Raw genomic sequence first — 26,179 nt, 5'->3', positions numbered from 1 at the left:
AAATTGCTTTCAATTACTTAAATTTTCTAAGTTATTTGAGACTTTGAACAAAATTACTGCTACTAAACCTATTAATATTATTAATAATTGCAAGGAGTTCTCTAGGCGATTCAACTAAATCATTCTCTAACCAAGTTTGTACAACTGCAATAATACCGCCTATTGCATATTTTAATAAGTAATTTAAATATGCATCAGTAAACCCTGGAGTATTAATTATTTTATCTAAATTTGCTTTATTAGCTACATAAAGAATGCGATCTAGTATTTTACTATCGTTTTGTTTACAAAATAGTACTTTGCAAAGTTCTTTATTTTCCGCAATTAATTCAAAGACTTTAATTAAAAGTATATCGGTATAGTCCTCAACTGGAATTTCTGTGAGATATACAATAACTTGATTAAATAATTCATCTTCCATTGATTGAAGAAGATCAAAAGCATCTTTATAATGACTATAAAAGGTTCCTCTGTTAATATCAGCTTTTTTGCATATATCAGTAACAGTAACTTGATGAATTTCTTTAGTTTCAAGGAGCTCTATTAAACTTTCTTTAATTATATTTTTTGTGTACAAAATTCTACGATTTCCTTTAACTCCAGGCATGTATATCCTCCTTTTTATAGAACTTATTTAACTAGATATTTATGAATAAAATATTATCAATTAAACAATTATAAAATTTATGTACATTTAATAACAATAAAATTTTATATGATTATTGTCAGTAGCTTTCTAATTAACTATACTAATATTGTACTATTGAATCAACAATATGTCTATTTAATAACTCTTAGTATAAATAGAAGAATTACTAAAGAAAATGGAGGGAGAAAATGTCGTATATACAAATAATTGATGAGCATAAAAGATACAAAATTGGAGATAACACTGTTGTAGCCAACAATGGAATTAATTTCTCCATTAAAAAGGGCGAGTTTGTTATAATCTTAGGACCTAGTGGTGCAGGAAAATCAACAGTACTTAATATACTTGGAGGCATGGACACTTGTGATGAAGGTCAAATTATAATTGATGATACTGATATATCAAAGTTCAATAAAAAAGAACTTACTAGATATAGAAGGCATGATGTAGGATTTGTATTTCAATTCTATAACCTGGTACAGAATTTAACTGCAAAGGAAAATGTAGAGCTTGCTGCACAAATTTCAAAAAATGCATTAGATGTTGACAATACGCTTGAATTAGTTGGACTTGGACATAGAAAAGACAATTTCCCAGCACAGTTATCTGGGGGAGAACAGCAAAGAGTGTCAATAGCAAGAGCTATTGCTAAAAATCCTAAATTACTACTTTGTGATGAACCAACAGGAGCTCTTGACTATAAAACAGGAAAACAAATTTTGAAAACTCTACAAGATACTTGTAAAGACACAGGTACAACAGTTATAGTTATAACTCATAATTCAGCCATTGCACCTATTGCAAATAGGGTAATAAAAATTAATGATGCCAAAGTTAGAAGTGTTGAAGTTAATGAAAATCCTGTACCAATTGAAGAGATAGAATGGTAGAGGTGGAGAAAAATGAAAAATAGTGCATATAGAAAATCAATAGTAAGAGAGATAGCATCGTCAAAAGCAAGATTTGCCTCAATATTAGCAATAATATTTTTAGGTGTAGCTTTTTATTCTGGTATAAAGTCAAGTGGGCCAGATATGAAAGCATCTATAAGCAATTTCTATAGTAACCAAAATCTTATGGATAGTAAGATTGTATCTAGTATAGGACTTACAGATAAGGACCTAGATTTACTTAAAGATAATGATAAAATATTAGACTATTATGGGACCCATAGCATAGATGTAAATCTTATAAGTAAAAATAGTGTAGTAAAATTTATGACTTATGATCCCAACAATTCTAAAGTTATAAACACTCCTATTATTGTAGAAGGAAGATTGCCTGAAAATAGTGGTGAAATAGCATTAGATGAGAAAGTGCTCAATTTAGATGATAACTTGAAAATAGGGGATACCTATAAAGTTGATGCTGATGAAGATACTATGAAATACTTTAAGGGAAATACCTTTAAGGTGGTTGGGTTTGTTAAAAACCCAATGTATATAGAAAAAGAATCTAGAGGAACAACTTCAGTAGGAAAAGGAAGTATTGATTACTTTGGGGTATTAAATAGTTCAGATATATCCATGGATGTATATACAGAAATCTATGTGAGATTTAAAAATGTACAAGGAGTTAATGGATATAGCGATGAATATAAAGACAAGATGGAAGAAAATAATCAGTATCTTGAAAGTTTATTTTCTAACAGAGTAGTAGAAAGAATAGAAGAAATAAAATCAGATGCTAAGGTAGAATTAGATAAAGGTTATAAAGAAATAGAAGATGGTGAAATTAAACTTAGTGATGCGCAAAAAGAAATAGACGATGGAAAAGTAAAACTTAACGATGGTAAAAAACAGTATGAACAAGGCTTAAAAGATTACGAAAAGAAAATTAAAGATGGCGAATTAAAACTAAAAGATGGTGAAAAGCAGCTTAATGACGGGCAAACTGAACTTAATAAACAAAAGCAAAAGCTAATTGATGGAGAAAATCAGCTTAATCAAGCTAAGGTTCAAATAGATAAAGCTAAAGACGAGTTTATAAAGCAAGGTATTGATCCTGACAAAGGAACTAGTGAATATGAGAATCAAATATCCTCACTTAATACTTTAAATGCTACTTACGGTTCTTTATCTAAGGATATAAGAGATACAACTAGTAAGATTAAAGATGGAGAGGCGATTCCTCAAGATAAAATTCAATACTGGAAAGCTATAATATCAAATCCTAACTTAGGCTTACAAGACTTAAGTAATTTAGTAAGTGGATTAGAGCAAAATCCAAGTAATGTTAGTTTAGCTATTAATATAGCTAATGGTATTGACTCTGCAAGTAAGGTTTTGGGAGAAAATATAACTAAACTTACAACTTTAGTTGGTGGAATCAATCAATATCAGCAAGGCAAATCACAATATGAAACACAGCTAAAAGTACTTAATGATGGTAAGTTACAAATTCAAGAAGCTCAAAAGCAGATAGATAATTCAAAAATAGAATTATCTAAGGGGCAAAAAGAGCTTGAAGATGGTAAAAAGCAAGGAATATCAGAACTTAATAAGGCCAAAAAAGATTTAGAAGATGCAGAGAAAAAGCTTATTGATGGTGAAAAAGAAATAAATGAAAATAAGCAAAAATTAGTTGATGCAAGAGTAAAAATAGATAAAGAAAAAGATAAGTTAAAAGATTTAGATAAGAGTAAGTATTATTTCTTTGATAGAACTGATAATCCAGGATATGGTGGATTTAAAGATGCTATAAAAAGCATAGACAATATTGCTAAAGTATTTCCTGTATTTTTCTTCTTACTTGCAGTATTAATTTGTTTAACTACTATGACAAGAATGGTGGAAGAAAACAGAGTTGAAATAGGAACTCTCAAAGCTTTAGGATATAGTGATTTAGAAATATCAAGAAAGTTTGTGATTTATGCGGCATTAGCTAGTATCTTTGGAGGCATTTTTGGAATATTACTAGGAAGTAATGTATTCCCATATGTAATTAATAATGCTTACGGAATGATGTTTAGCTTACCAGCTCTTAAAATATATTATTATCCTGCTTATATAATTCAATCTTTAGCAGCATCAATAATATGTACAGTTGGAGCATCTTTATTTGTATTAAAGGTAGAGCTGCAAGAAAATCCATCTAATTTAATGAAAGCTAAGGCACCTAAATTAGGTAAAAAAATATTCTTAGAGAGAATTACAATACTTTGGAAAAGACTAAACTTTAATCAAAAGGTTACACTTAGAAACATTTTCAGATATAAGCAACGTATGATAATGACTGTGTTTGGAATAGCAGGGTGTATGGCGATGCTTGTTACTGGATTTGCACTTCTAAACGCCAACAATGTGGTTATAGGGAAACAGTTTGATAACATATGGAAATATCAAGCTATTGTGATTTTTAATGATGAGCATAATGAAGAAGACAATAAAGAATATAATGAAGCTTTAAATAAGATTGAAGGATATCAAAATAGTATAAACATACATCAACAATCAGTAACCTTTAGTAAAGAAGGAATGAACAAACAAACTGTTAGTATGTATGTGCCACAAGATGGAGAAAGCTTAAATGAGTTTTTAAGTTTACATGATAGAAAAACAAAAGAAGAATACAAGTTATCAGATAGCGGTGTAATTATTAACGAGAAGTTAGCCAAACTTCTAAAGGCATCCGTTGGAGATATGATTACTATGAAGGATGAAGATAATAATTCGTATACAGTAAAGGTTGAAGAAATAGCAGAAAATTATTTTGCTCATTTCATCTATATGTCGCCATCATACTATGAGCAGATATTTGGGGAGAAGGCAGTATATAATGCACAATTCTTAAAATTAGATTCAGCTGATGGAAAAGAGGATGAAATATCAACTAAACTTATGGATTGCAAAAAAGTAATAAATGTAACATTAACATCAACAATATCAAATGCAAGTAAAGATTCTGCAAGCAAACTTAATTTGGTAATGCTAGTTATAATCATTTCTTCAGGAAGTTTAGCATTTATAGTACTGTATAACTTGACTAACATAAATGTATCTGAACGTATAAGAGAGTTATCAACTATAAAAGTATTAGGATTTTTTGATAATGAGGTTACAATGTACATTTTAAGAGAAAATGTGATATTAACATTATTAGGGATACTCGCAGGTTCATTTATGGGAAGGATATTATATATCTTTATAATAAATACTGCAGAAACGGATATCATGATGATGTTCCCTGATATATATATTAGTAGTTATATATATTCGGGACTGATAACTTTGTTATTTTCACTTTTGGTTATGATTATGATGCATATTAAACTAAAGAGCGTAAATATGATTGATGCATTAAAGTCAGTTGAATAATAAATATAAAGAGATAGTCTTAAAAGGCTATCTCTTTATATTTAAAAGAATTAGGAAATAGATTTAACAAAAGTGTTTGTATTATTTTCTGATACCTCTTTAAATCCCATCTTTTTTAGGTATTTTATATGAGTATCACTTGATGAGTAGCAGATAAATCTTGAGTACCCTTTATCTAAAAAATAGCTTTTATTAGCTTCATATATATAAGCTCCTATTTTAAAATCTCTATATTCAGGAATAACAAAATCCAGTTCTATTTTAAGAGTTTTATCATCATGTTTAGAGGCAATAAAAATTCCAGCTGGTACTAGGTTTCTTAAAATAAAAAAACTAATTGATTCATCAATTGAATTAAAAGTATTTAAATTACTGTATTTATTAATATCATTTTTATAAAAATCTAAAAAATAATCAAGATATTGTGAATTATCCTTAAGAGGAAGAATTTTAAAATATTCTTTTGTTCCATAAATTTTATAAAGATAATATATATTAATGATGCAGATACATAGGTTCATAAAACCTACAGGAAAAGCTCCTATCAAAAAACCATATAGAGAAAAAACAGCTGACCCCAATAAGTTAATCCATCTAAGTTTTATTATTGAACTCATTAGTAGCGAAATTAGAACTATTAAAGAAGCAATATAACCTAAGATTTCTAAGAAATTAGTATTATCCATTTTAAAACTCCTATCATATATTTAATATTCTATTTTTAGTATAACCTAACATAATACGTTTTCATTAGTTTAAAGTTATACCAGAGAAATTATATTTTAGCATAACTTTACAGAATATTATATAGGGTTTTGTTAATCAATATTTCTTTAATATGAATTAGTATTAAGAAACTTATATAGGACAAAATAAAGTTGTAATAATATAGAAGGAGATTAGGGATATGAAAAGAAAAATAAGTTGTTTGCTATTATCAGTGATATTTATGATATTAGCCATGAATAATATAGTATATGCTAAGTCCATATCAGTAGAAACAATGCCGTATGGACCAAAGATAGAGGATTTAAAAGGGAAAGATGAAATTATTAAAAACTTAGAAAATATCAAGAGAATAAGAGCAAATTTAATTGTTGTAGCTATAAAAGAAAATTCAACCAATGAGGAATTACAAGCATTAAACAAAGACCTAGAGTCTTATTTAAATGAAATTAATAAATCTAAAAGAAATTTAGAGCAACATAAAATTACATATAAAGATTCATTTCCAGATGTATTTTTTGCAGAAGAAGTTTCATTTATAGCAGAAAGTTATATAATAAGTATAAGACAACAGCAAAATTTAATAAGACAATTGCAGTTAAACCAAGAAGAGGCAAAAAAATTGTTTTATTCAGGGTATTTAATACCTGTATATTACTATTTAACACTTGGAGATCAGATGGTTACTTATATAGAAACCTATTTTGTGATAAGTTAGTAACAATCATTTAAGTATTAAAATATTATAGTGGTATATATCGATGAAAGGAATAAAAATATGTATAGAAACTACATCAATCCATTCTATTATGATCCATATAACACTTATAATATGTACCAATACTTTGATGAATTAAGAATGTCTAAAGGATTCATTAAAATGCACCATCCATTTCTTGATGATATGGATGATTTAGAAAGAAGCGACAGTCAAATGAATTTAATGGACTACGGTCCAGAGCCATTTGCAGGAAACATAGAAGAGATGACACTTGAAAATAATAATTATCGTACAGCTTTATGGACTGGAAAGAATCTACAAGTAACCTTAATGAGTATAAACGTTGGTGAAGATATAGGTTTGGAAGTCCACACAACTCATGATCAATTTCTTAGAATTGAAGAAGGCAGTGGAATTGTGCAGATGGGAGATAGTCGTGAGAATTTAGATTTTCAAAGAAGAGTTAAGGATGGTTTTGCAATAATGGTGCCAGCAGGAAAGTGGCATAACGTAATTAATACTGGCGATACACCAATTAAGCTCTATTCAATATATGCACCACCGCAGCATCCCCGTGGAACTGTTCATCAAACTAAAGCAATAGCTGAAGCTGCTGAAGAAGCAGTTAATTAGAGAGACTGTTAAAATAAGGAAGTCTTATTGAATAGATAATAGGACTTCCTTATTTTTGTTTATAACAAATAAGATATTAAAAGAAAAATATGGTAAAATGTATATACAATAAATATGGAAGCTAGGAAGTGCAGAAGAATGAAAAAGCAGAATTACAATATCTCTAAAATAGTCTTGGTATCTATAGTATTAAATTTTATACAGGTTATATTTATAACGTTATTTATCTATTATAAGAATAAAAACTCATACATTGTAGATGGTAATTTTATTATTTATGTAATAGCAGTAAGTATAGGAATAAATAGTATTATTACTGGTATTATATTTTATAATCTTTTATTTAAAAAAGGTAGTACTAATTTAATAGATACAATAAAATATCTTGAAAATCTCAATAAGACTTTGAGATCTCAAAGACATGACTATTTAAACCATATTCAAGTTATATACTCACTTATGGAGTTAGAAGAGTATGACGAAGCAAGAAATTATATAGAGCCAGTATACAAGGACATAGTAAGAGTTAGTAAGGCATTAAAGACCTCAAAACCTGCTGTAAATGCACTGCTTCAGGCAAAACTTCAGATGGCAGAAAAAAATAAAATTGATATGGAATTAGAAATAAAAAGTGATTTAAAACATCTTAATGTTGAACCTTGGGAGTTCTGCAGAGTAATAGGAAACATAATAGATAATGGGATATTTGCATTAAAATTAAAACCAGATAATAGATATATGTTAGTTGAATTTATGGAAGATTTAGAAAATATAAAAATAAATATATCAAATAATGGTGATGTAATATCTAAAGAGATTATAGATAAGATATTTGATGAGGGTTTTACAACTAAGGGAATTAAAGGTGAGGGTCTTGGGTTATCAATTGTTAAGGAGATTGTTGAAAATTCAGCTGGAAAAGTAATTGTGAAATCAGATGAAAATAGGACATGTTTTGAAGTAACATTACCTAAAAAGAGTTAGTAATGACAGTTTGGATCAAAAAATGTATTGTTTAGAGAGTTTATATTAATAAGTCGTCCTAGTGATGGTATTGTATTTTTATAGTAAGGAGGGAGGTAAAAGGGAATGAATGTATTTTTACCAGATATTACAGTTATAACAATTTTACTACTTATAGTTGGATTTGGACTTGTGCTTATAGAAATGCATATACCTGGTTTTGGAGTACCAGGTATAATAGGTGCAATATGCCTTATACTCGCAGTTATATTAACAGCCCAGAACTTTGCACAAGTTTTAGTAATGTCACTAGGTATACTAGCTGTATTAGGAATTATGCTTGGAGTGGTTATGACTTTTTTTGCTAAAGGAAAGTTGTTTAAACCGTTAATATTATCAGACGAGCAGAAAAAAGAACATGGATATATAAGTTCTTCAGATTTAGATTATTTACTTGGAAAAAGAGGGGTTGCAATTACTGACTTAAGACCTTCAGGTTCTGTAGATATAGATGGAGTTAAGTTTGATGTGATTTCAGATGGAGAATATATTTCTATTGGAACAAAGGTAGAAATATTTAAGGTTAGTGGAGTAAAGTTGTTAGTCAAAAAAGTAAGTATATAAATTAATATTTCAAAGGAGAGATTATTAATGATTGAGTCAATTATAATAGCAGTAGTGGTTGTCATTATTCTTGTTGTGTTTTTTGCACTTGTTCCATTAGGATTATGGGTGTCATCTTTGGCAGCTAATGTTAAGGTAAGTATATTTAATTTAATTGGTATGAGATTAAGAAGAGTTGTACCTTCTAAAATTGTTATTCCTCTTATAAAATCAACTAAAGCAGGTATGGGACTAACTGTAAATCAGTTAGAAGCTCACTATTTAGCTGGTGGAAATGTAGACAATGTAGTAAATGCATTAATTGCAGCACATAGAGCTGATATTGATCTACAGTTTGAAAAGGCAGCAGCTATTGATTTAGCTGGTAGAGATGTATTGGAAGCGGTAAAAATGAGTGTTAATCCTAAAGTAATTGAAACACCAAATGTTTCAGCTGTTGCAAAGGATGGTATAGAACTACTAGTTAAAGCTAGGGTTACAGTAAGAGCTAACCTTGAAAGATTGGTTGGTGGAGCTGGAGAAGCTACTATTTTAGCTAGAGTTGGAGAAGGTATAGTAACTACTGTTGGTTCTTCAAATAGCCATAAAATAGTATTAGAAAATCCAGATGCTATATCCAAAACAGTATTAAATAAAGGATTAGATGCTGGAACGGCTTTTGAGATTTTATCTATAGATATAGCTGACGTAGATGTAGGAAGAAATATAGGAGCTCAGCTTCAAACACTTCAAGCAGAAGCTGATAAAAATATAGCACAGGCTAAAGCCGAAGAGAGAAGAGCGATGGCGGTTGCTAAAGAACAAGAAATGAGAGCAGCTGTTGTAGAATCAGAGGCAGAAGTACCAAGAGCCATGGCCTATGCACTTAGAGAAGGTAAACTTGGAATAATGGACTACTATGATATGCAAAATGTTATTGCAGATACAAGCATGAGAAGTTCTATATCTAGCGCAGGAAATAAGTCTCAAAGTTTAGCTAATACAGATAAAGAAAATAAGGATAAAAAATAAACTTATAGGGGCGTGAGGTAACATGAAGTTTAAAGAAGCTATGAAAATAGTGAATGACCTTTCAATAGCACTGAATGATCCTATGAAGGTAGCTAATAGGTTTAATAAACCAACCATAAGAGCAAAAGAAGATACAGGTTTAGAATTCACGCAAGAGAGTTATGAGAAGTTTGATGAACCTATTGAAGAAAAACTCGTGGATAATAATCCAAAGTTTGTAAGTAGAAATCCACAAGGAGTAATAGATTCTATTGTTGAGGATCTGACTTCAGTGAGACTTCAGCAGGCAATTATACTTTCAGAAATAGTTGGGAAACCCAAAAGCAAAACTAGAAAAAGAAGAAGATTCTAAAGGGTAGGAGAATTTACTATGGATATAAAAGTGCTTATAGTTGATGATGAAAAAGGAATACGAACTATAATTAAAAAGATATTAGAAAAATCTGGTGGATTTGAAGTCGTTGGAGATATAGATAATGGAGAAGAGGCTATAGAGGTATTTAATGAATTACGCCCAGAGGTAGTATTTATAGATGTTGAAATACCAGGATGCAGCGGTATTGAATGTGCTAAAAGACTTGCTGACATAGAGCCTAAAACAATAATTATATTTGCAACTGCCCACCAAGAATATATGTCTGAAGCTTTTCAGCTATATGCATTTGATTATTTAGTTAAGCCTTTTAAAATAGATAGAGTTATGCAGACTTTAGATAGAATAAAGAGCTTAAATAAACCTAACTATGGAGATGGGATAGATAAAATTATAAAGTATGAAAAAGGTTTAGATAAGCTTATGATAAAAAATAAGGAAGGTATAAGTTTTGTTGATACTAATGAAATAATGCTTATACAAAGAGAAGAGAGCTCAACTGTTATATACACAAAAACAGATAGCTTTACCACATCTATTTCTCTATCAGACATAGAGGATAAGTTAGATAAAAATCAATTTTTTAGAAGTCACAAATCTTATATAATAAATTTATCATTAATTACAAAAATATATCCATATGGAAGATGGACTTATGTTGTAAAACTAAAAAACAACGATAAAGATGCGTTGCTTACTCATGAAAAGTATGAGGAGATAAAGAGGATTTTTAGATTATAGTAAGTTTACTGAACAGATTTAAAACAATAAATCATAATAAAAACAGAGGTTATCACAAATAGAGGGTGATAACCTCTGTTTTTGCGCTTAAGAATTGTTAAAAAACAAACAAAGTATTCTTTATGACCATAACTATTTCTTAAAGTTCATAATATTTCAATGGCTAAAGCTTGATGTTATCATTTACACATAAATAACGATTACAAAAAATTAATCAAGAATTAGGGGGAAGTTGTTAGCTATGAATTATTTTGAAGAAAGTTTAAAATTACATGAAAAGAATTCTGGAAAGATTGAGGTAACATCAAAAGTAAAGATTACAACAAGAGAGGACTTAAGTTTAGCTTATACTCCTGGAGTTGCAGAACCATGTAGAAAAATTCATGAAAATGAAGAGGATGTTTATAAGTATACTTCAAAAGGGAACCTAGTAGCAGTAGTTACAGATGGAACAGCAGTATTAGGATTAGGAGATATAGGTCCTAAAGCAGGACTTCCTGTTATGGAGGGAAAAGCAATATTATTTAAGGAGTTTGCTAATGTTGATGCTGTACCTATATGTTTAGATACCAAAAATGTTGATGAAATAGTTAGGACAGTAAAACTTATAGCACCAGGCTTTGGTGGAATTAACCTTGAAGATATTGGAGCTCCAAGATGTTTTGAAGTTGAAGAAATATTAAAAAAGGAGTTAGACATACCAGTATTTCATGATGATCAACATGGGACAGCTATAGTTGTTCTTGCAGGAGTTATAAATGCATTAAAGGTAGTAAATAAAAAAATAGAAGATATAAAAGTTGTAGTAAATGGAGCTGGAGCAGCAGGAACTGCCATAGCTAAGTTGTTACTTTCTACAGGTGTAAAAAATCTAATTGCTTGTGATAAGGTTGGAATACTTTATGAAGGAATAGAAGAAGTGGATGATGCTAAAAAAGAACTTGGGAAAATAACTAATCCAAACAAATTAAAAGGAAGTTTAGCAGATGCTTTAGTAGGGGCAGATGTATTTATAGGGGTTTCGGCACCAGGAATAGTTAGCCAAGCTATGGTGAAATCAATGAATAAGGATTCAATATTATTTGCAATGGCTAATCCAACACCAGAAATAATGCCAGATGAAGCTAAAGCGGCAGGAGCAAGAGTTATTGGCACTGGAAGATCAGATTTTCCAAACCAAGTTAATAATGTACTTGCTTTCCCGGGAATATTTAGAGGAGCTTTAGATGTAAGAGCAAAAGAAATAAATGAAGAGATGAAAATAGCTGCAGCTTATGCTATAGCTTCTATGATAAAGGATGAAGATTTAAATGAAAACAATGTAATTCCAGATGCTTTAGATAAAACTGTAGCAGCTAATATTGCTGAAGCAATTAAAAAGGCTGCAATAGAAACAGGCGTAGCAAGAATATAAAATACGGGGGTATAGAAAATGCAAATTCCAATTAAAAAGACGCTAGATAAAATTCCAGGAGGAATGATGGTTGTTCCATTATTTCTAGGTGTACTAGTTAATACATTTTTCCCACAATTTTTAAAAATAGGTGGTTTTACAACAGCATTATTTGATGCAAAGGCATCATCTACAATTTTAGCTTGTTTTATGTTTTTAATAGGTTCACAGATTAACTTTAAATTAGCTCCAAAAGCTATAAAAAAAGGAGCGTTACTTATAACAGGAAAGTTTATAGTTGGAGCTGGAATAGGTATATTTGTAGGTAAAGTTTTTGGAACAGCAGGTGTACTTGGATTGTCACCATTAGCCATTTTAGCAGCTTTAACAAACTGTAATGGCGGATTGTATGCATCTTTAGCTTCACAATACGGAGATGAAACAGATGTAGGTGCATATGCTTTATTATCGTTAAAAGATGGTCCATTTTTTACATTAGTTGCATTAGGAGCATCTGGACTTGCTCAAGTTCCTTTTATGGCTTTAGTAGCTGTTATGGTTCCTATAGTAATAGGTATGATATTAGGTAATTTAGATCCTGATATGAGAAAATTTCTTGGAAGTAGCAAAATGTTATTAATTCCATTCTTCTCTTTTCCACTTGGAGCTGGTATGAATCTTCAAACCATTATTACAGCTGGAGGTCCGGGAATATTATTAGGAGTTGTAGCAGCTTTTACAGGAATAGGTGCTTATGTACTTCTTAAATTATTTAAAGAGGAGCCTATAATAGGATTAGCAACGGGATCTACAGCAGGAAATGCAGTAGCTACACCAGCAGCAGTAGCAGCTGCAGATCCAAGTCTAGCAGTTATAGCTACAGTTGCGACAGCTCAAGTAGCAGCTGCTTGTGTAGTATCTGCAATAATTTGTCCATTTGTAGTTACCTATGCTTTTAAATTTTTGAGAAATAGAAAATTAAATAATACTACAGTTGTATCATAAAGGCTTTTAATAGACACGGAAAACATAGAAGATAGTTAGTCAAGAAATGATATAATAGGAATGAAATGATTTCTATTATAGAATTTAATCTAAACTAACAAATTCTATTTCCGTGTTTTTATTTAAGTATAGACTTGAGGTAAAAGATATGAGAAAAAAAATTAAATTACAAACTAAACTTACTCTGCTAGTTATAATGGTGGTTATAGTTTCTATATCAATAATTATTTATTTTGTAGCTTCTTGGATGACAACAAATATAGAAAATAAAGCAAAAACTAATATTATGAATGTAGCAAATATGGTAGCACATTCTAAGGAAATAATAAATGCTCTAGAAAATAAAGATAGTGATGGAAAGATAGCTCCCTACATTAATATGCAACTTAAAAGTTTAGAGCAAATTGAATATATAATTGTAGTAGATATGAATGGAATTAGGCATTCACATCCTAATCCAGACATGATAGGGAAAGCCTTTGTAGGTGGAGATGAATATATGGTTGCGAAAGAAGGGAAGGAATACATTTCTGAGGCTACAGGAACTTTAGGGAAAGCCCTTAGAGCGTTTGTTCCTATATATGATGAATCTAATAAAGAAATAGGCTTTGTATCTGTAGGAACACTTACTAATAGTATTGAAGCCGCTAAACACACAGCTATTATGTATATAATTTTAATTAGTATAGGTGGATTGGCTGTAGGAATATTAGGGGCTTTTTTATTATCAACTAATATAAAAAATACCTTATTAGGGCTTGAACCTGAGGAAATAACAAAACTTTATAATGAAAAGATGGGAATTATTGATGCTATTCATGAAGGATTAGTAGCTGTAGATAATCTAGGGAGAATTACCCTTATAAATGATTCCGCATTAAATATATTACAATTCAAAGATAAGATTAATAAGGAGAATATATTAGGACGGAATGTTGAAGAACTTATACCAAATACAGAAATGATTAATATATTAGAGACAGGAAAATCAGAGTTTGAAAAAGAGCAGAGAATAAATGATACCATAATAGTAACTAATAGAATTCCAATAGTTAATAGGGGAAAAATAGTAGGTGTAATTGCAAGTTTTAGAGATAAAACAGAGGTAACAAGATTAGCTGAGGAGCTTACTGGAGTAAGAAAAATGGCATGGTCACTAAGGGCTCAAAATCATGAGTTTATGAATAAATTGCATACTATTTCTGGACTTATTCAACTTGAAGAATATGATCATGCACTTGATTTTATTTCAGATATAGCTAAAACGAGAAATAATATAAGTCAGGTTTTAACTCAAAATATAAAAAACACCTCAGTATCTGCTTTATTACTTGCAAAATATAGTAAGGCAGAAGAATGTAGAGTTAAGTTAGAAATAGATGAGAGTTCAAAGCTTAGTAGATTACCGGAACACATGACATCTGAAGAAATAGTATCTATTATAGGTAATTTAATAGAAAACTCATTAGATGAGGTTAAAAATGATGGAACAGGAGTCATATATGTAAAGATATTAGAAAATGAGGATTTTCTAAATATAAACATAAAAGATAATGGAAATGGAATTGTAAAAGAGCATAGAGAAAAGATATATGTTCAAGGTTTTTCTACTAAAAAAGAACAAAGAGGAAATGGTATGTATATAGTAAAGAAAATAATTGATGACTTTAATGGTACAATAAAGTTAGATAGTGATAAAGGAGTTAATTGGAATATAACAATACCCATAAAAAGGGGGAATAAGATTGATTGAGGTAATGATTATCGAGGATGACCCTATGGTTAGAGAAATAAATTCTAAATTTTTGAAAAGAGTAGAAGGATTTACTTTATATAAAGCAGTATCTAATCTTAATGATGCAGAAAAGTTTTTATCAGCAAGAAAACCAGATTTGATATTACTTGATGTTTATCTTCCAAAGGAAAATGGTATTGATTTTCTTAAATGGATAAGAGAAAAAGAAATAGACATAGACATTATTTTAATTACAGCAGATAAATCAATTGAAAGAATACAAGAAGCTTTTAGATATGGGGTTATAGATTATCTTATAAAACCTTTTAACTTTGAAAGATTTAAGGAAGCTCTTTTTCAGTTTAAAAGCAGATATGATAAATTCAAGAAAAATGATGAAATGGAACAAAAGGAATTAGATATTTTAATATCTAGCTCAAACACTTTACAATGCGAAGATGATTTTGCTAAAGGGTTAAATAAATACACTTATAGATCTATATGGGAAGAGATTGAGAAAATTGATTATGAAGACTTTACAGCGGAGAATTTAGCTGAAAAACTAGGCATTGCTAGAGTAACTGTAAGAAGATATTTAGACTATATGGAAAAGGAAAATATGGTTGAAAAGTTAGTGGAATATGGTAAAGTGGGAAGACCTCAGTATAAGTATCGTAAAACTTAATATAATAAAAGACTAAAAAAGTTAATATAAGTGTAGGACCATGTTTAACAACATGGTTTTTCTTATTTCAAAAAAAGAAAAGAATTTAAGAGTATATTGATATATAATAGATGTGGTACAAAGGGTAAAGAAGTACTGAAGACATTTTAAGATGAAGGGGGAACGAGTAATGAAAAATAGGTATAGTCTAAGTTTTAAGCTATTCTACTTTATATATTTGGGGGCAATTGGAGCATTCATGCCTTACATAAATGTATATTTAGAAAAAAGTGCTGGTTTAAGCGGTTCTCAAATAGGTTTAATTACTGCCTTGAGTTTGGTGTTTGGGGTATGTGTTATTCCTGTTTGGGGAGTAGTTGGAGATAGAACCAAAAGATATAATGCATTATTAAAGTTTTCAATTGCTGGAGCATTAGTAATGGTAGCTATATACTGGAAAGCTGCAACTTATCCAATGATAATTTTATGTGCAATAGGATTAGAAATGATAAGATTAGGTACTATGCCTATGGCAGATACTTTAGCTACTAATTATTGTCATGAAAGTGGTGATAATTATGGTTCAATTAGAGCAATGGGATCGCTAGGATATATGATTGTAAGTATGTCAGTAGGATTTTTAGCAGATAAATTTGGATTAGATGGAACAATATTTGCAAGTTATGCCTTCTTATTACTTATTACTATTCCAATTTGTTTTGGATTACCTAAGGATTCTACATTAGGAGAAACTGAGGGTAAAGAGAAATTACAAAAAGGAAGCTTTAAAGAGCTAATAACAAATAGAAAATATATATTTATTTTAATTATTACTATTTTAACGACTGTGATTGTAGACTCTTCTATGAGCTATGCAGGAAACCATCTTGTATCAACTTTAGGTGGATCTGAGTCTTCTATAAGTTGGCTTACTTTTACTATGGTGTTGCCAGAGGTTATATTTTTAATGGTGGCAATTAAGTTTATTAATAAATTAGGTTTTAAGAGATTTTATATTTTAGTTGTAGCTTCAATGATTTTAAGGTTTGGAGTTTATTCATTGGTTGAAAATCAATATGCATTTTTAGCAGTTAGTGTTGTGCACTGTTTAGGAGTTTCTATCGTAACTGTAGGTAATCTAACTTTTATTAGAAATTCAGTAAATTCGGCAGTTTTAGGGACAGCAATTACATTATTTAATGCTGCAATTTCAATAGGAAGAGCTCTATTTGGATATATATTTGGATTTGTATACGAATATGGTAATAGTTATATGATTTTCATGATAAGCACAGGTGCATTTATAATTGCATTAATTATCTTAATTAGAACAAAGAATTTTGAGGGTATTGGTATAAATAAAGTATAGTTAATATTTAATATATAAAGAGGTGTCTCATAAATAGGGACATCTTTATTTTTTATAGTGAATTAGTAGCAGTAGATTGTAGTCTTTGTGGTATAATTTTCATAAATAGAGTTTAAGTAGAGGTATATAAATGGAGAAAAAGTCAGGGGATTTTATACTTATAGTAAGATATATTATATATTTTGCTGTAATAGGGTCCATAGTTGTTTTAAATAAGATAGATAATACTAATATAAAATCTCTTGTAGTATTTTTATTGCTTTATATAATAAATACTCAAGTAAGAATATATTTTTTTACAGACACAACATATGCCATTATAACATCATTAATTGTAGAAATAGGAATAATATCACTTCTGTACTATAACTTTGGAGGATTTACTTTTGTTTATTATTTTGTAGCGATAATTGATGCATCACTTATGCTTAATAGAAGATATTCATATATAATAACTTCAATTTTATACTTAGCAGTTATATTTCAGAGTATGACACCTCTTTATAAAAATCTTCAGGAATTCCCTATAGCAAATATTATTTTTAATACTGTAATAGTTATGGGATTTGGAGGTCTTGGAAGATTTATTGCAGAGGAGAAAGCAAGAAAACAAGAAGCTCAACTTCTATATGATAAAATAAGAGTTTCAGAACAAGAACTTAAAGAGGCTTATGATAGGTTAGAAGAATATTCAAATACAGTGGAGGAACTTTCTGTACTTAGAGAAAGAGATAGAATATCTAGAGAAATACATGATACAGTAGGACATACTTTATCTACTCTAAATATTCAGATTCAAGCTCTACCCTTTTTAGTTAAAAGTGATAAAGATAAGGCTATAGAAATGTTAAATGATATGTATACATATTCTAAAGACGGCTTAGAAGATGTAAGAAGAGCTGTTAGAGAATTAAGCCCTATGAGCTTTGAAAATAACAATAGTATATTTGTGCTTAAGGAGCTCGTTAATAATTTTCAAAAGAATACAGGGATTAGAGTTGAATTTAATACATCTAAAAGTGAGTATATTTTTACATCAGATCAAAACCTTTCTGTGTACAGAATAATTCAGGAGGCTTTGAATAATTCATTAAGGCATGGGAAAGCAACTGTTATTGAAATTAACCTACACTTTACTGAAAAGGAGGTAGGGTTAAATATAAAGGATAATGGTGAAGGTGTAGAAAACTTAACACCTGACTTTGGGCTTAGAGGTATGCAAGATAGAGTTAATAATCTAGATGGTAGGATAGAGTTTTTCAGTGAAAAGAATAGTGGATTTGAGATAAATATAATTTTCCCTAAGAAGAAAAAAATACTATAATTTTGAAAGAAGTAGGTGACTTAAATAATGTCTTGCATAAAAATTGCAATAGCAGATGATGAGAATCTTATAAGAGAAGCATTGAAAATAATACTTAGCTCCTATAAGGAGATTGAAGTTGTAGGAGTATGTGAGGATGGAGAAGCGGCTTACCAATTATGTAAGAATCAGAAGGTTGATGTAATACTCATGGATATAAGAATGCCTAGCTGTGATGGTGTACAGGGAACTAAGCTTGTGAAAAGTATTTCTCCAGAAACAAAGGTTTTAATACTCACTACCTTTAAAGATGATGAGTATATTATAGGGGCTATGCGCTATGGGGCTAGCGGGTATATGCTAAAAGATACTTCTCATGAAAGAATTTTTGAAGCAATAAAAGGTGTTTATGGAGGCAATATAATCATGCATCCTGAGGTTGCGAATAAGATGATAGAAAATAGAGATGAGCTTTCTCAAGAGGAGAGAATAAAAGAAATAAAAAGTAGAAATAAATTAACCTCAAGAGAAATTGATATTATTGAAGCAATAAGTTCAGGACTTTCAAATAAGGAAATAGGAGAAAAGTTATTTTTAACTGAGGGAACTGTTAAAAATAATATAACAGAAATACTAGGTAAATTAGAGTTAAGAGATAGAACTCAGATAGCTATATTTGCTTTTAAAAATAAGTTGGTAGATTAGATTTAATAAAAACCATGACTTAAGTCATGGTTTTTATTTTTATAGGTGACTTAACTCAGTACTGTAATGACTAGTGATTTGTCTATAATGAATGTATAAGATTTGGAGGTAATAAATATGGGAATTATTCAATTAAAAGATGTTACTAAAAGGTATGACGATAAATTAGCTGTAGATAATATAAGTTTGGATATAGAAGAAGGAGAACTGTTTGGTTTATTAGGACCAAATGGAGCTGGGAAGTCAACCCTTATATCTATGATATGCGGACTTACGAAATTAGATAAAGGAGATATTATAATAAATGGAAGCTCTATTAAAACTAACCCTATAGAGGCTAAGCAGAATATAGGTCTTGTTCCTCAAGAGATAGCTCTTTATGAAAACATTAGTGCAATAGATAATCTAAAGTTTTGGGGGAAAATGTATTCTCTAAAAGGAAATCTATTAAAAGAGAGGATAGAAGAAGTATTAGAAGCTACAGGATTAAAAGATAGAAGAAAAGAAAAAGTATCAAAATTCTCAGGTGGAATGAAAAGAAGGCTTAATATAGCTTGTGCAGTTATGCATTATCCCAAAATAGTAATAATGGATGAACCTACTGTGGGAATAGACCCACAATCAAGAAATAATATATTAGAGTTTACCAAAGGATTAAATAAAAAACATGGTTCAACCTTGATATATACAAGTCATTATATGGAGGAAGTTGAAGCTCTTTGTAGTAAGGTATGTATTTTAGATGAAGGAAAGGTTATAGCAAAAGGAGATCAAGATCATATAAAGAGGATGATAATGAATGAAGAGAGAGTTGAAATAACCATAAGCGAATATAAACCCGAGATAGATTTAATACTTAAGAAGCTTAATAGTGTAAGAGAAGTAGTTTATAAGGATTCTAAGTTAACAGTAATAATGCAGGATACCCAAAGAAGTATACAGCAGATTATTGAAGTTTTAATTAAAGCAGAGATAGGAATAAAAGATATAAGTATAAAAAAACCTACTCTTGAAACTGTATTTTTAAGTCTTACTGGTAAAGCATTAAGGGATTAGGGGGAAACAATGAGATTTTTATATATTTTTATGAATGAATTAAAAGAAATTTTATCAGGAATAAAATTTAATGTGTTTGTATATATAGTAATGCCTTTTGCTTTAGCTGCATTAAATGGAGTTATATATGAACAGTATTTTAATCAAGAGACTAAGTTACCTGAATTTAAAATATCTATCATAGATGAAGATAAGGGACAGATAGCTTTATCGATAAAAGAGATATTTAAAGGAAGTAACTTAAAAGACAGCATTACTTTAAGAGAAGACAGAGATTTTGAAAGCATAGAAGAAGGTATAGAAAAAGGAGATATAAGTGCTGCGATAATAGTTCCAAAGGATTTTAGTAAAAAAACTCTTTTAGGAGAAAATACTTCACTTAAGGTGATAAAATCTCCTGCACAAGAGTTAAATGGATCTATTGTTTCTGAAATAGTTGAAGCTTATACAAATAACTTAAATATGAGTATAGCAATAAATAAAACCTTAAATGAAGAGGTGATAAATATTGATTCAGTTGAGCTTCAAAATGAACTAAGCAAGATTATGAGTCAAAACTATATTAAGGAAGGACTGTTTGAAAACCATAAGGTTATAAATTCAAAACAATATTATGCAGTTAGTATGCTTATTATGGTTAGTTTGTTTTTAACAACTGTAGGGGCTTCAAATATTATAAAAGAAAGAGAAAGTGGAACTCTAAAAAGACTACAGTCTACGTCTATGAGCAAAATGAATTTCTTATTAGGAAAGACTATGGCAATATTTTTAATTGCAGTGATAGAAGTTGGAGTGTATATACTTTTAACTAGTGCTATATTAAAAACTAGCTGGGGAAGTAATATAAGTTCACTTAGTATAGTAATACTATCTCATGGAGCTGCCATAGCTGGAATATCAACATTAGCTGGTAGCATATTTAAGAGTCAAAAAAGCTTAAAGACAGTACTACCAATAGTAATTATGATTATGGCTGTTTTTGGTGGAACCTTTTATTCAATAGATTCAGTAACAGGGTTTATGAGAAATGTAATAAAGACTACTCTTAATTACTGGCTCACAAATAGCTATACCAATATAATGGTTGGATCCAATATTTCTAATATAAGTACTAATATAGTCATTTTATTAAGTATAGGGGTTATTGGGTTTGCTATTGGAACAATGAAATTTAAGTTTGATAATTAGAGAGGTGAGTTAAATGAAGATAATACAGTATTCCTTTATGCATTTGCAGAGGATTCTTAAAGATAAAAAAATATTACTTTTAGGTATGCTTATGCCGACTTTAGTTGTAAGTCTTGTAGTGTTTTTTACAAATAAAAGTAAAAATGTATCCTCCTCTAGTATATATGTGGATGTGGTTAATCAAGATACTGGACTAAAAGGAGAAGAACTTATAAATGAATTAGAAGATACAGGAGTTATAAACTTAACTAAAGTTACCCTTGAAGATGGTGAACGAAGAGTAAAAAGTGGTAATAGTTCCTTTGCTATAATAATCCCAGAAAAGTTTTCTAGTGCCTTAGAGCAAGCTGATAGTGAAGCTACAGAAGTAAGCATATTAAAGCTAAGTCAAGGAAATATAGATAATATAGTAAGTAATAAAATTAATTCTTTTATAATTAATAATAAATTAGCAACTAAAGTAGCAAACAATATTAACAGTGATAATTCTGACAAATTAAAGAATAAGTTAATTAATAATATTCAAGATTCAAAAGTTAAGGTTGAGAAAAGTACATTTTCAACTGAGGAGAAAACAAAAACAGTTAACATGGCTTTTCTTGGTGTAATGATAAGTTTCATGATGTATACTATGATATACTTTGTTAATGAGATTATGGAGATTAAGAGGAATGGAACTTTAAGGAGAAGTATATCTACTCCAAATAGCAATATTACTATAGGTGGAGCTTTACTATTATCATTTTTAGTCACTGAGTGGATTCAAGTAGCTGTTATGGTGGGATTCACAAAGATAGTATTAAAAGTAAACTGGGGAACCTCATATGCAGCTTTATTTTTAGTATTTACAGCATTTATTCTTGTAATATTAAGTTTAGGGTTATTATTATCAAGATGGATGAAAAATGAAACGCAAAGTGCAATAGTAGTTAATATGGTAGCAACACTAACTGGTGCCGTAAGTGGATGTTTTGTTTCTGTAGAGTACTTACCAGGAATTTTTCAGAAAATAGCTAGTTTTACACCTCAAAATTGGGTATTAAATGCTCTTACAGAAGTAATGTTGAATAATAAAGGGATATATTCAGTGCTTCCTTCTATAGGAATACTATTACTTTTTGCAGCAGCATTTTTCACCGCAGCAGCTTCATCATTAAGAAAAGTAGCACAAAATTAATTTATATATATTTCTAAAATAAAACCTTCAACATATTTGAAAGGTTTTATTTTTTATTGAATTTTTAGTAAATAATGAAAATGGAAGATAATAAGAATAACAAATACGAATAAAGATATAATATAGGTAAGGTTTTAAATAATGAGGATATATGGATAAATTTCACTTATATATATATAGATTTTCATATTGTTTAAACCATGTTATTACTATAAAATATTGATTTCGAGAGCACAAATATTACTATATAATATTTTTTTCTACAATAATAGGGGGACACATAGATGCTTAAAAATATTTTTGATGTGTTATTAGGAGAGCCTTTGTCCAATGAGCAAGGTAGTCATGAAAAATACAATATTCCTTTTGGATTAGCAATTATGGCAAGTGATGCAATATCTTCAGTAGCATATGCGGCTCAAGAGATTTTATTTGTTTTAATAGTTCTTGGAGCAACAGCTTATCAGTGGTTAACATGGACTTCATTTATGATTATAGGATTGTTACTTATTTTAACAATATCATATATTCAAATCATAAGAGCATATCCACAAGGTGGGGGTGCTTATAAAGTAGCAAGAGAAAACATAGGTACAAAAGCAGGATTATCAGCAGCTGCTGGTCTTATAATAAGTTATATACTTACTGTTGCTGTTAGTGCTAGTGCAGGAGCCGATGCTATTATATCTGCATTTAGTGGGTTAGCTGAATATAAGGTTCCTTTTGTTTTAATTATAATTGTGGTTTTAACTATTTTGAATTTAAGAGGTATAAGCGAGTCATCAAAAATATTTGCTATACCTACATACATATTTATATTTAGTATGATCTTCATGATCTTATACGGACTATTTAAATACTTAGTGTTAGGAATTCATCCAGAACCAGTTTATGAAATCCCTACACAAACTGTACAAAATGTTAGTTTGTTTCTTATACTTAGAGCCTTTTCTTCAGGATGTTCGGCATTAACTGGAGTAGAGGCCGTGAGTAACTCAGTTCCAAACTTTGAGGAACCAAGTCAAAAAAATGCTAAAATAGTAATGATACTTTTAGCAGCTTTAATATTCTTTATATTTGGAGGAACTTCTGTACTCGCTATATTTTATACAGCAGTACCAATTCCAAATGGACCTACAGTTATTTCTCAAATAGCTTTCGGAATTTTTAATAATGGAGTAATGTATTACATAATACAATTTAGTACAGCAATAATACTTCTTATGGCATGTAATACTTCATATACAGGATTCCCTATGCTTATGTATATAGTAGGAAAAGATGGATTTGCTCCTAGACAATTCACTATTAGAGGAAAGAGACTTAGTTTTTCTTTTGGAATTATAGCCTTATCTTTTATAGCCTGTATTTTAGTAATTATATTTAAAGCTGATACCCATAGATTAATTCCATTATATGCAATAGGTGTATTTATATCCTTTACTTTAGGACAAATTGGAATGGTTAATCATTGGAGAAAGAGTAGAGAAAAAGGCTGGGTGAAACGTGCTTTAATTAATGGTTTTGGAGCAGTAGTCACGTTAATAACAACAATAATTATTTTAATTGAAAAATTCCAAGAAGGGGCATTTATAGTAGCTATCCTTATACCAATTATAATTTTAATTCAGATGAGAATTAAAGCTCACTATGACAGAGTTGCTTGTCGTTTAAGTGTGAGCCAATTAAAGCTTAGTAAAGTTAACTTTAAAATTAAATATAAACACATTGTTATAGTACCTATAGCAAGCTTAAACAAAGCAACCATAGGTGCACTTCAGTATGCACAAAGCATAGGTCAAGAAGTTATTGCACTTAATATATCTCCAGATATGGAATCAATGGCAAAACTTAAAAAGAGATGGAGTGAATTAGATACTGATATTCAATTAGTTTCACACTATTCTCCATATAGAGCTGTGGTTACACCTTTATTAAAAAATATAGTTAAGATATTAGACGAAACTAAAGAAGATGAAAAAGTTACAGTAATTGTTCCGCAGTTTGTTACCCATGAACGTTGGGGTGAGGTTTTACATAATCACACAAGTTTCTTTATAAGAGAAACATTACTTAGAAATAAAGATGTAGTTGTAGCAACATATCCATACCATTTATTAGATGAGGATGTTTGTGAGTTAGATAAATAGATTAAAGAAATATAAAAAGACCGTTATAGATTAATTTTAATAACTCTATAACGGTCCTCTTATATTTTGTTATTAATAGGGTTCTATAGATTGCTGATATCTAAAAAAGTTATCAGGATCATATTTGCTTTTTACTTCTCTAAGATCACAATAATTTTTCCCCCAATATTCATAACCATAGTCTTTTAATTCTGAATAAGGAAAATTGACATATGAGCCTCGAGTTAAAGGTTCTACATAGTTAAACACCTGATTAACCCAATTTACGTAAAGTCCTTCTCTAATATCTTTTTCCCACTCAGCCGTAATTCCTAAAATATAGGATGAATTTCTGTAAAAATATGCAGTGGCATCTATAGGAACTTTTTTCACAGCTCCACCTAAACTATATAACCTAATATTACAAATAGCACCTTCAGGGCTATTATCAATATAATCGATTAATCTAGTTATATTTTCTTTAGATAGAGGCCTATATACAAACCTTCCAGTTGCCTTAAAACTATTAGGAGGTCCATAAAAAGATCCAATATCTTTTACAGCATCAATAAAAGGTACATATTTAATTGATGATTCTTCCAATAAATTAGGAAGCATAAGAAAATCTTTTAAAATTTCTTCAGCCTCATATTCGTATCCATAAAAAAATGCATTTAGATAAATTCCTTCTTTATTAAGACCAGCAAAACAGCTAATTCTATCATCAGCAGTTTTTAACCACTTTTGCCATAGCTCTATAAATTCGCTTCTAGATGTGTTATCCCACCTAAGTTGAATAACAGTTACTTTGCTAACTTTATATACTTTAAAAGTATAACTTGTAGCAACCCCAAAGTTACCAGTTCCAGCTCCATTACAGGCCCAAAATAAATCAGAATTAATCTTTTTATCTGCTCTAATTGAATTTCCTTTACTATTTATTAAATCTAAAGATAATAAATTGTCAGAAGTTAATCCAAAAAGTCTTGAAGATAAACCTATACCCCCTCCTAAAACTAAGCCAGAGATACCTACTGTTGGACAGGTACCTCCTGCAAAACCATAACCTTCCTTAGCAAGAGAGGAGTATACTTTCCATAGTCTTGTACCTGACTCAATTTTTGCAATATCTTTTTTAGTATCTATATAAACAGTATTCATATAGGTGGTATCTATTAATAATATACCATTAGCCGTACAATAACCCTCATAATTATGGCCGCCAGTGCGGATTCGAGGCTCAACATTATTTTTTCTACACCACTTAATTGCATTAGAAACATCGAAGCTACTGTAACAATATACAAGAGCAATGGGGAACTTACTAATAGCTCTATTATAAACAAGCCTCAAAAATGGATACTCTTTATCATACGGAGTTACAACTTTTCCCGTTAATTCACTAAAATCCATATTATCACCCTCTTAAAAAATAATTGGTAATATATTAATATGCCATTACCCCCAATAAATCTACACACTTCTACACTGTAGGAGCGTTCTCCAGCTCCATTAAATTCCTTATAACTTCTACATTGTAGGAGCTTTTTCTTAAGCTCCATTAAATTCCTTTTAACTTCTACATTGTAGGAGCTTTTTCTTAAGCTCCATCAAATCATTTTCCCATCTGCCCTGTAGAAACTCGAAGAGTTTCATTAGATTCTTTTCACAGTGTTAAAAAGAAAAGTGAAAAATTTT

Annotated in this window: 23 protein-coding genes; 20 read left to right on the top strand and 3 right to left on the bottom strand. The window is 29.8% G+C overall.

The window, feature by feature from the left end; all coding sequences use genetic code 11:
• Positions 1 to 31: 31 nt before the first annotated feature.
• Positions 32 to 607: a TetR/AcrR family transcriptional regulator gene (locus P8F83_RS12910; RefSeq protein ID WP_315108747.1), complete on the bottom strand. Its 576-nt coding sequence runs from the start codon at positions 605 to 607 to the stop codon at positions 32 to 34.
• A gap of 230 nt (positions 608 to 837) precedes the next feature.
• Here P8F83_RS12910 and P8F83_RS12905 point away from each other — a divergent pair, with 230 nt between their 5' ends.
• Positions 838 to 1,539: an ABC transporter ATP-binding protein gene (locus P8F83_RS12905; RefSeq protein WP_286905233.1), complete on the top strand. Its 702-nt coding sequence runs from the start codon at positions 838 to 840 to the stop codon at positions 1,537 to 1,539.
• A 12-nt stretch (positions 1,540 to 1,551) separates the two neighbouring features.
• Complete coding sequence (locus tag P8F83_RS12900) at positions 1,552 to 4,965, top strand: FtsX-like permease family protein (RefSeq protein WP_326511472.1); 3,414 nt, start codon at positions 1,552 to 1,554, stop codon at positions 4,963 to 4,965.
• A gap of 50 nt (positions 4,966 to 5,015) precedes the next feature.
• Here P8F83_RS12900 and P8F83_RS12895 read toward each other — a convergent pair whose 3' ends face one another.
• Positions 5,016 to 5,651 (bottom strand): hypothetical protein, encoded by a 636-nt coding sequence (locus P8F83_RS12895; RefSeq protein ID WP_326511471.1) that lies wholly within the window; start codon positions 5,649 to 5,651, stop codon positions 5,016 to 5,018.
• Between the two features lie 221 nt (positions 5,652 to 5,872).
• On the opposite strand from P8F83_RS12895, the gene P8F83_RS12890 reads away from it, so the two are divergent.
• The 18 genes from P8F83_RS12890 (at position 5,873) to P8F83_RS12805 (ending at position 24,502) form a co-directional block, all read left to right on the top strand.
• Positions 5,873 to 6,409, top strand: a complete 537-nt coding sequence (locus P8F83_RS12890) for a coiled-coil domain-containing protein (protein WP_326511470.1) — start codon at positions 5,873 to 5,875, stop codon at positions 6,407 to 6,409.
• A gap of 60 nt (positions 6,410 to 6,469) precedes the next feature.
• On the top strand, positions 6,470 to 7,045 hold the full coding sequence (locus P8F83_RS12885) for a cupin domain-containing protein (RefSeq protein ID WP_326511469.1): 576 nt from the start codon (positions 6,470 to 6,472) through the stop codon (positions 7,043 to 7,045).
• A gap of 138 nt (positions 7,046 to 7,183) precedes the next feature.
• A complete protein-coding gene (locus tag P8F83_RS12880) occupies positions 7,184 to 8,029 on the top strand; it encodes a sensor histidine kinase (RefSeq protein WP_326511468.1) in 846 nt (281 codons plus the stop codon).
• Positions 8,030 to 8,134: 105 nt separating this feature from the next.
• Complete coding sequence (locus P8F83_RS12875; RefSeq protein ID WP_073018396.1) at positions 8,135 to 8,632, top strand: NfeD family protein; 498 nt, start codon at positions 8,135 to 8,137, stop codon at positions 8,630 to 8,632.
• Between the two features lie 27 nt (positions 8,633 to 8,659).
• Positions 8,660 to 9,643 carry a flotillin-like protein FloA gene (floA, locus tag P8F83_RS12870; protein ID WP_315108762.1) on the top strand — a complete coding sequence of 328 codons (984 nt, stop codon included), beginning with the start codon at positions 8,660 to 8,662 and terminating at the stop codon, positions 9,641 to 9,643.
• Between the two features lie 22 nt (positions 9,644 to 9,665).
• On the top strand, positions 9,666 to 9,995 hold the full coding sequence (locus P8F83_RS12865) for a hypothetical protein (RefSeq protein ID WP_326511467.1): 330 nt from the start codon (positions 9,666 to 9,668) through the stop codon (positions 9,993 to 9,995).
• Positions 9,996 to 10,013: 18 nt separating this feature from the next.
• Positions 10,014 to 10,757 carry a LytR/AlgR family response regulator transcription factor gene (locus P8F83_RS12860; protein WP_326511466.1) on the top strand — a complete coding sequence of 248 codons (744 nt, stop codon included), beginning with the start codon at positions 10,014 to 10,016 and terminating at the stop codon, positions 10,755 to 10,757.
• A 241-nt stretch (positions 10,758 to 10,998) separates the two neighbouring features.
• Entirely contained in the window at positions 10,999 to 12,171 is a 1,173-nt protein-coding gene (locus tag P8F83_RS12855) for an NAD(P)-dependent malic enzyme (RefSeq protein ID WP_315108767.1), read from the top strand.
• An 18-nt stretch (positions 12,172 to 12,189) separates the two neighbouring features.
• Positions 12,190 to 13,155 (top strand): 2-keto-3-deoxygluconate permease, encoded by a 966-nt coding sequence (locus P8F83_RS12850; RefSeq protein ID WP_021800745.1) that lies wholly within the window; start codon positions 12,190 to 12,192, stop codon positions 13,153 to 13,155.
• A 148-nt stretch (positions 13,156 to 13,303) separates the two neighbouring features.
• The gene (locus P8F83_RS12845; RefSeq protein ID WP_326511465.1) at positions 13,304 to 14,908 is read left to right on the top strand and encodes a sensor histidine kinase; all 1,605 of its coding nucleotides are present in this window, start codon (positions 13,304 to 13,306) and stop codon (positions 14,906 to 14,908) included.
• A complete protein-coding gene (locus P8F83_RS12840) occupies positions 14,901 to 15,575 on the top strand; it encodes a response regulator (protein ID WP_326511464.1) in 675 nt (224 codons plus the stop codon). The genes P8F83_RS12845 and P8F83_RS12840 overlap by 8 nt, the downstream gene beginning before the upstream one ends.
• A 169-nt stretch (positions 15,576 to 15,744) precedes the next feature.
• Positions 15,745 to 16,923 (top strand): MFS transporter, encoded by a 1,179-nt coding sequence (locus P8F83_RS12835; RefSeq protein ID WP_326511463.1) that lies wholly within the window; start codon positions 15,745 to 15,747, stop codon positions 16,921 to 16,923.
• 130 nt (positions 16,924 to 17,053) lie between these two features.
• Positions 17,054 to 18,247 carry a sensor histidine kinase gene (locus P8F83_RS12830; protein WP_326511462.1) on the top strand — a complete coding sequence of 398 codons (1,194 nt, stop codon included), beginning with the start codon at positions 17,054 to 17,056 and terminating at the stop codon, positions 18,245 to 18,247.
• A gap of 27 nt (positions 18,248 to 18,274) precedes the next feature.
• Positions 18,275 to 18,931: a response regulator transcription factor gene (locus P8F83_RS12825; protein WP_326511461.1), complete on the top strand. Its 657-nt coding sequence runs from the start codon at positions 18,275 to 18,277 to the stop codon at positions 18,929 to 18,931.
• A gap of 117 nt (positions 18,932 to 19,048) precedes the next feature.
• Positions 19,049 to 19,987, top strand: a complete 939-nt coding sequence (locus P8F83_RS12820; protein WP_326511460.1) for an ABC transporter ATP-binding protein — start codon at positions 19,049 to 19,051, stop codon at positions 19,985 to 19,987.
• 9 nt (positions 19,988 to 19,996) lie between these two features.
• Positions 19,997 to 21,175: an ABC transporter permease gene (locus P8F83_RS12815; RefSeq protein ID WP_326511459.1), complete on the top strand. Its 1,179-nt coding sequence runs from the start codon at positions 19,997 to 19,999 to the stop codon at positions 21,173 to 21,175.
• A 13-nt stretch (positions 21,176 to 21,188) separates the two neighbouring features.
• Positions 21,189 to 22,352, top strand: coding sequence for an ABC transporter permease (locus tag P8F83_RS12810; protein WP_238903534.1), 1,164 nt, complete (start codon positions 21,189 to 21,191; stop codon positions 22,350 to 22,352).
• Between the two features lie 284 nt (positions 22,353 to 22,636).
• On the top strand, positions 22,637 to 24,502 hold the full coding sequence (locus P8F83_RS12805) for an APC family permease (protein ID WP_326511458.1): 1,866 nt from the start codon (positions 22,637 to 22,639) through the stop codon (positions 24,500 to 24,502).
• A gap of 72 nt (positions 24,503 to 24,574) precedes the next feature.
• Here the strand turns inward: P8F83_RS12805 and P8F83_RS12800 are convergent, their stop codons facing one another.
• Positions 24,575 to 25,894, bottom strand: a complete 1,320-nt coding sequence (locus P8F83_RS12800) for an FAD-binding oxidoreductase (RefSeq protein WP_326511457.1) — start codon at positions 25,892 to 25,894, stop codon at positions 24,575 to 24,577.
• Positions 25,895 to 26,179 lie beyond the last annotated feature (285 nt).

This window comes from Clostridium intestinale, from assembly GCF_035905475.1.
GTDB classification, from domain to species: domain Bacteria; phylum Bacillota; class Clostridia; order Clostridiales; family Clostridiaceae; genus Clostridium_T; species Clostridium_T intestinale.
This window is presented reverse-complemented; position numbering and strand designations above follow the sequence as displayed.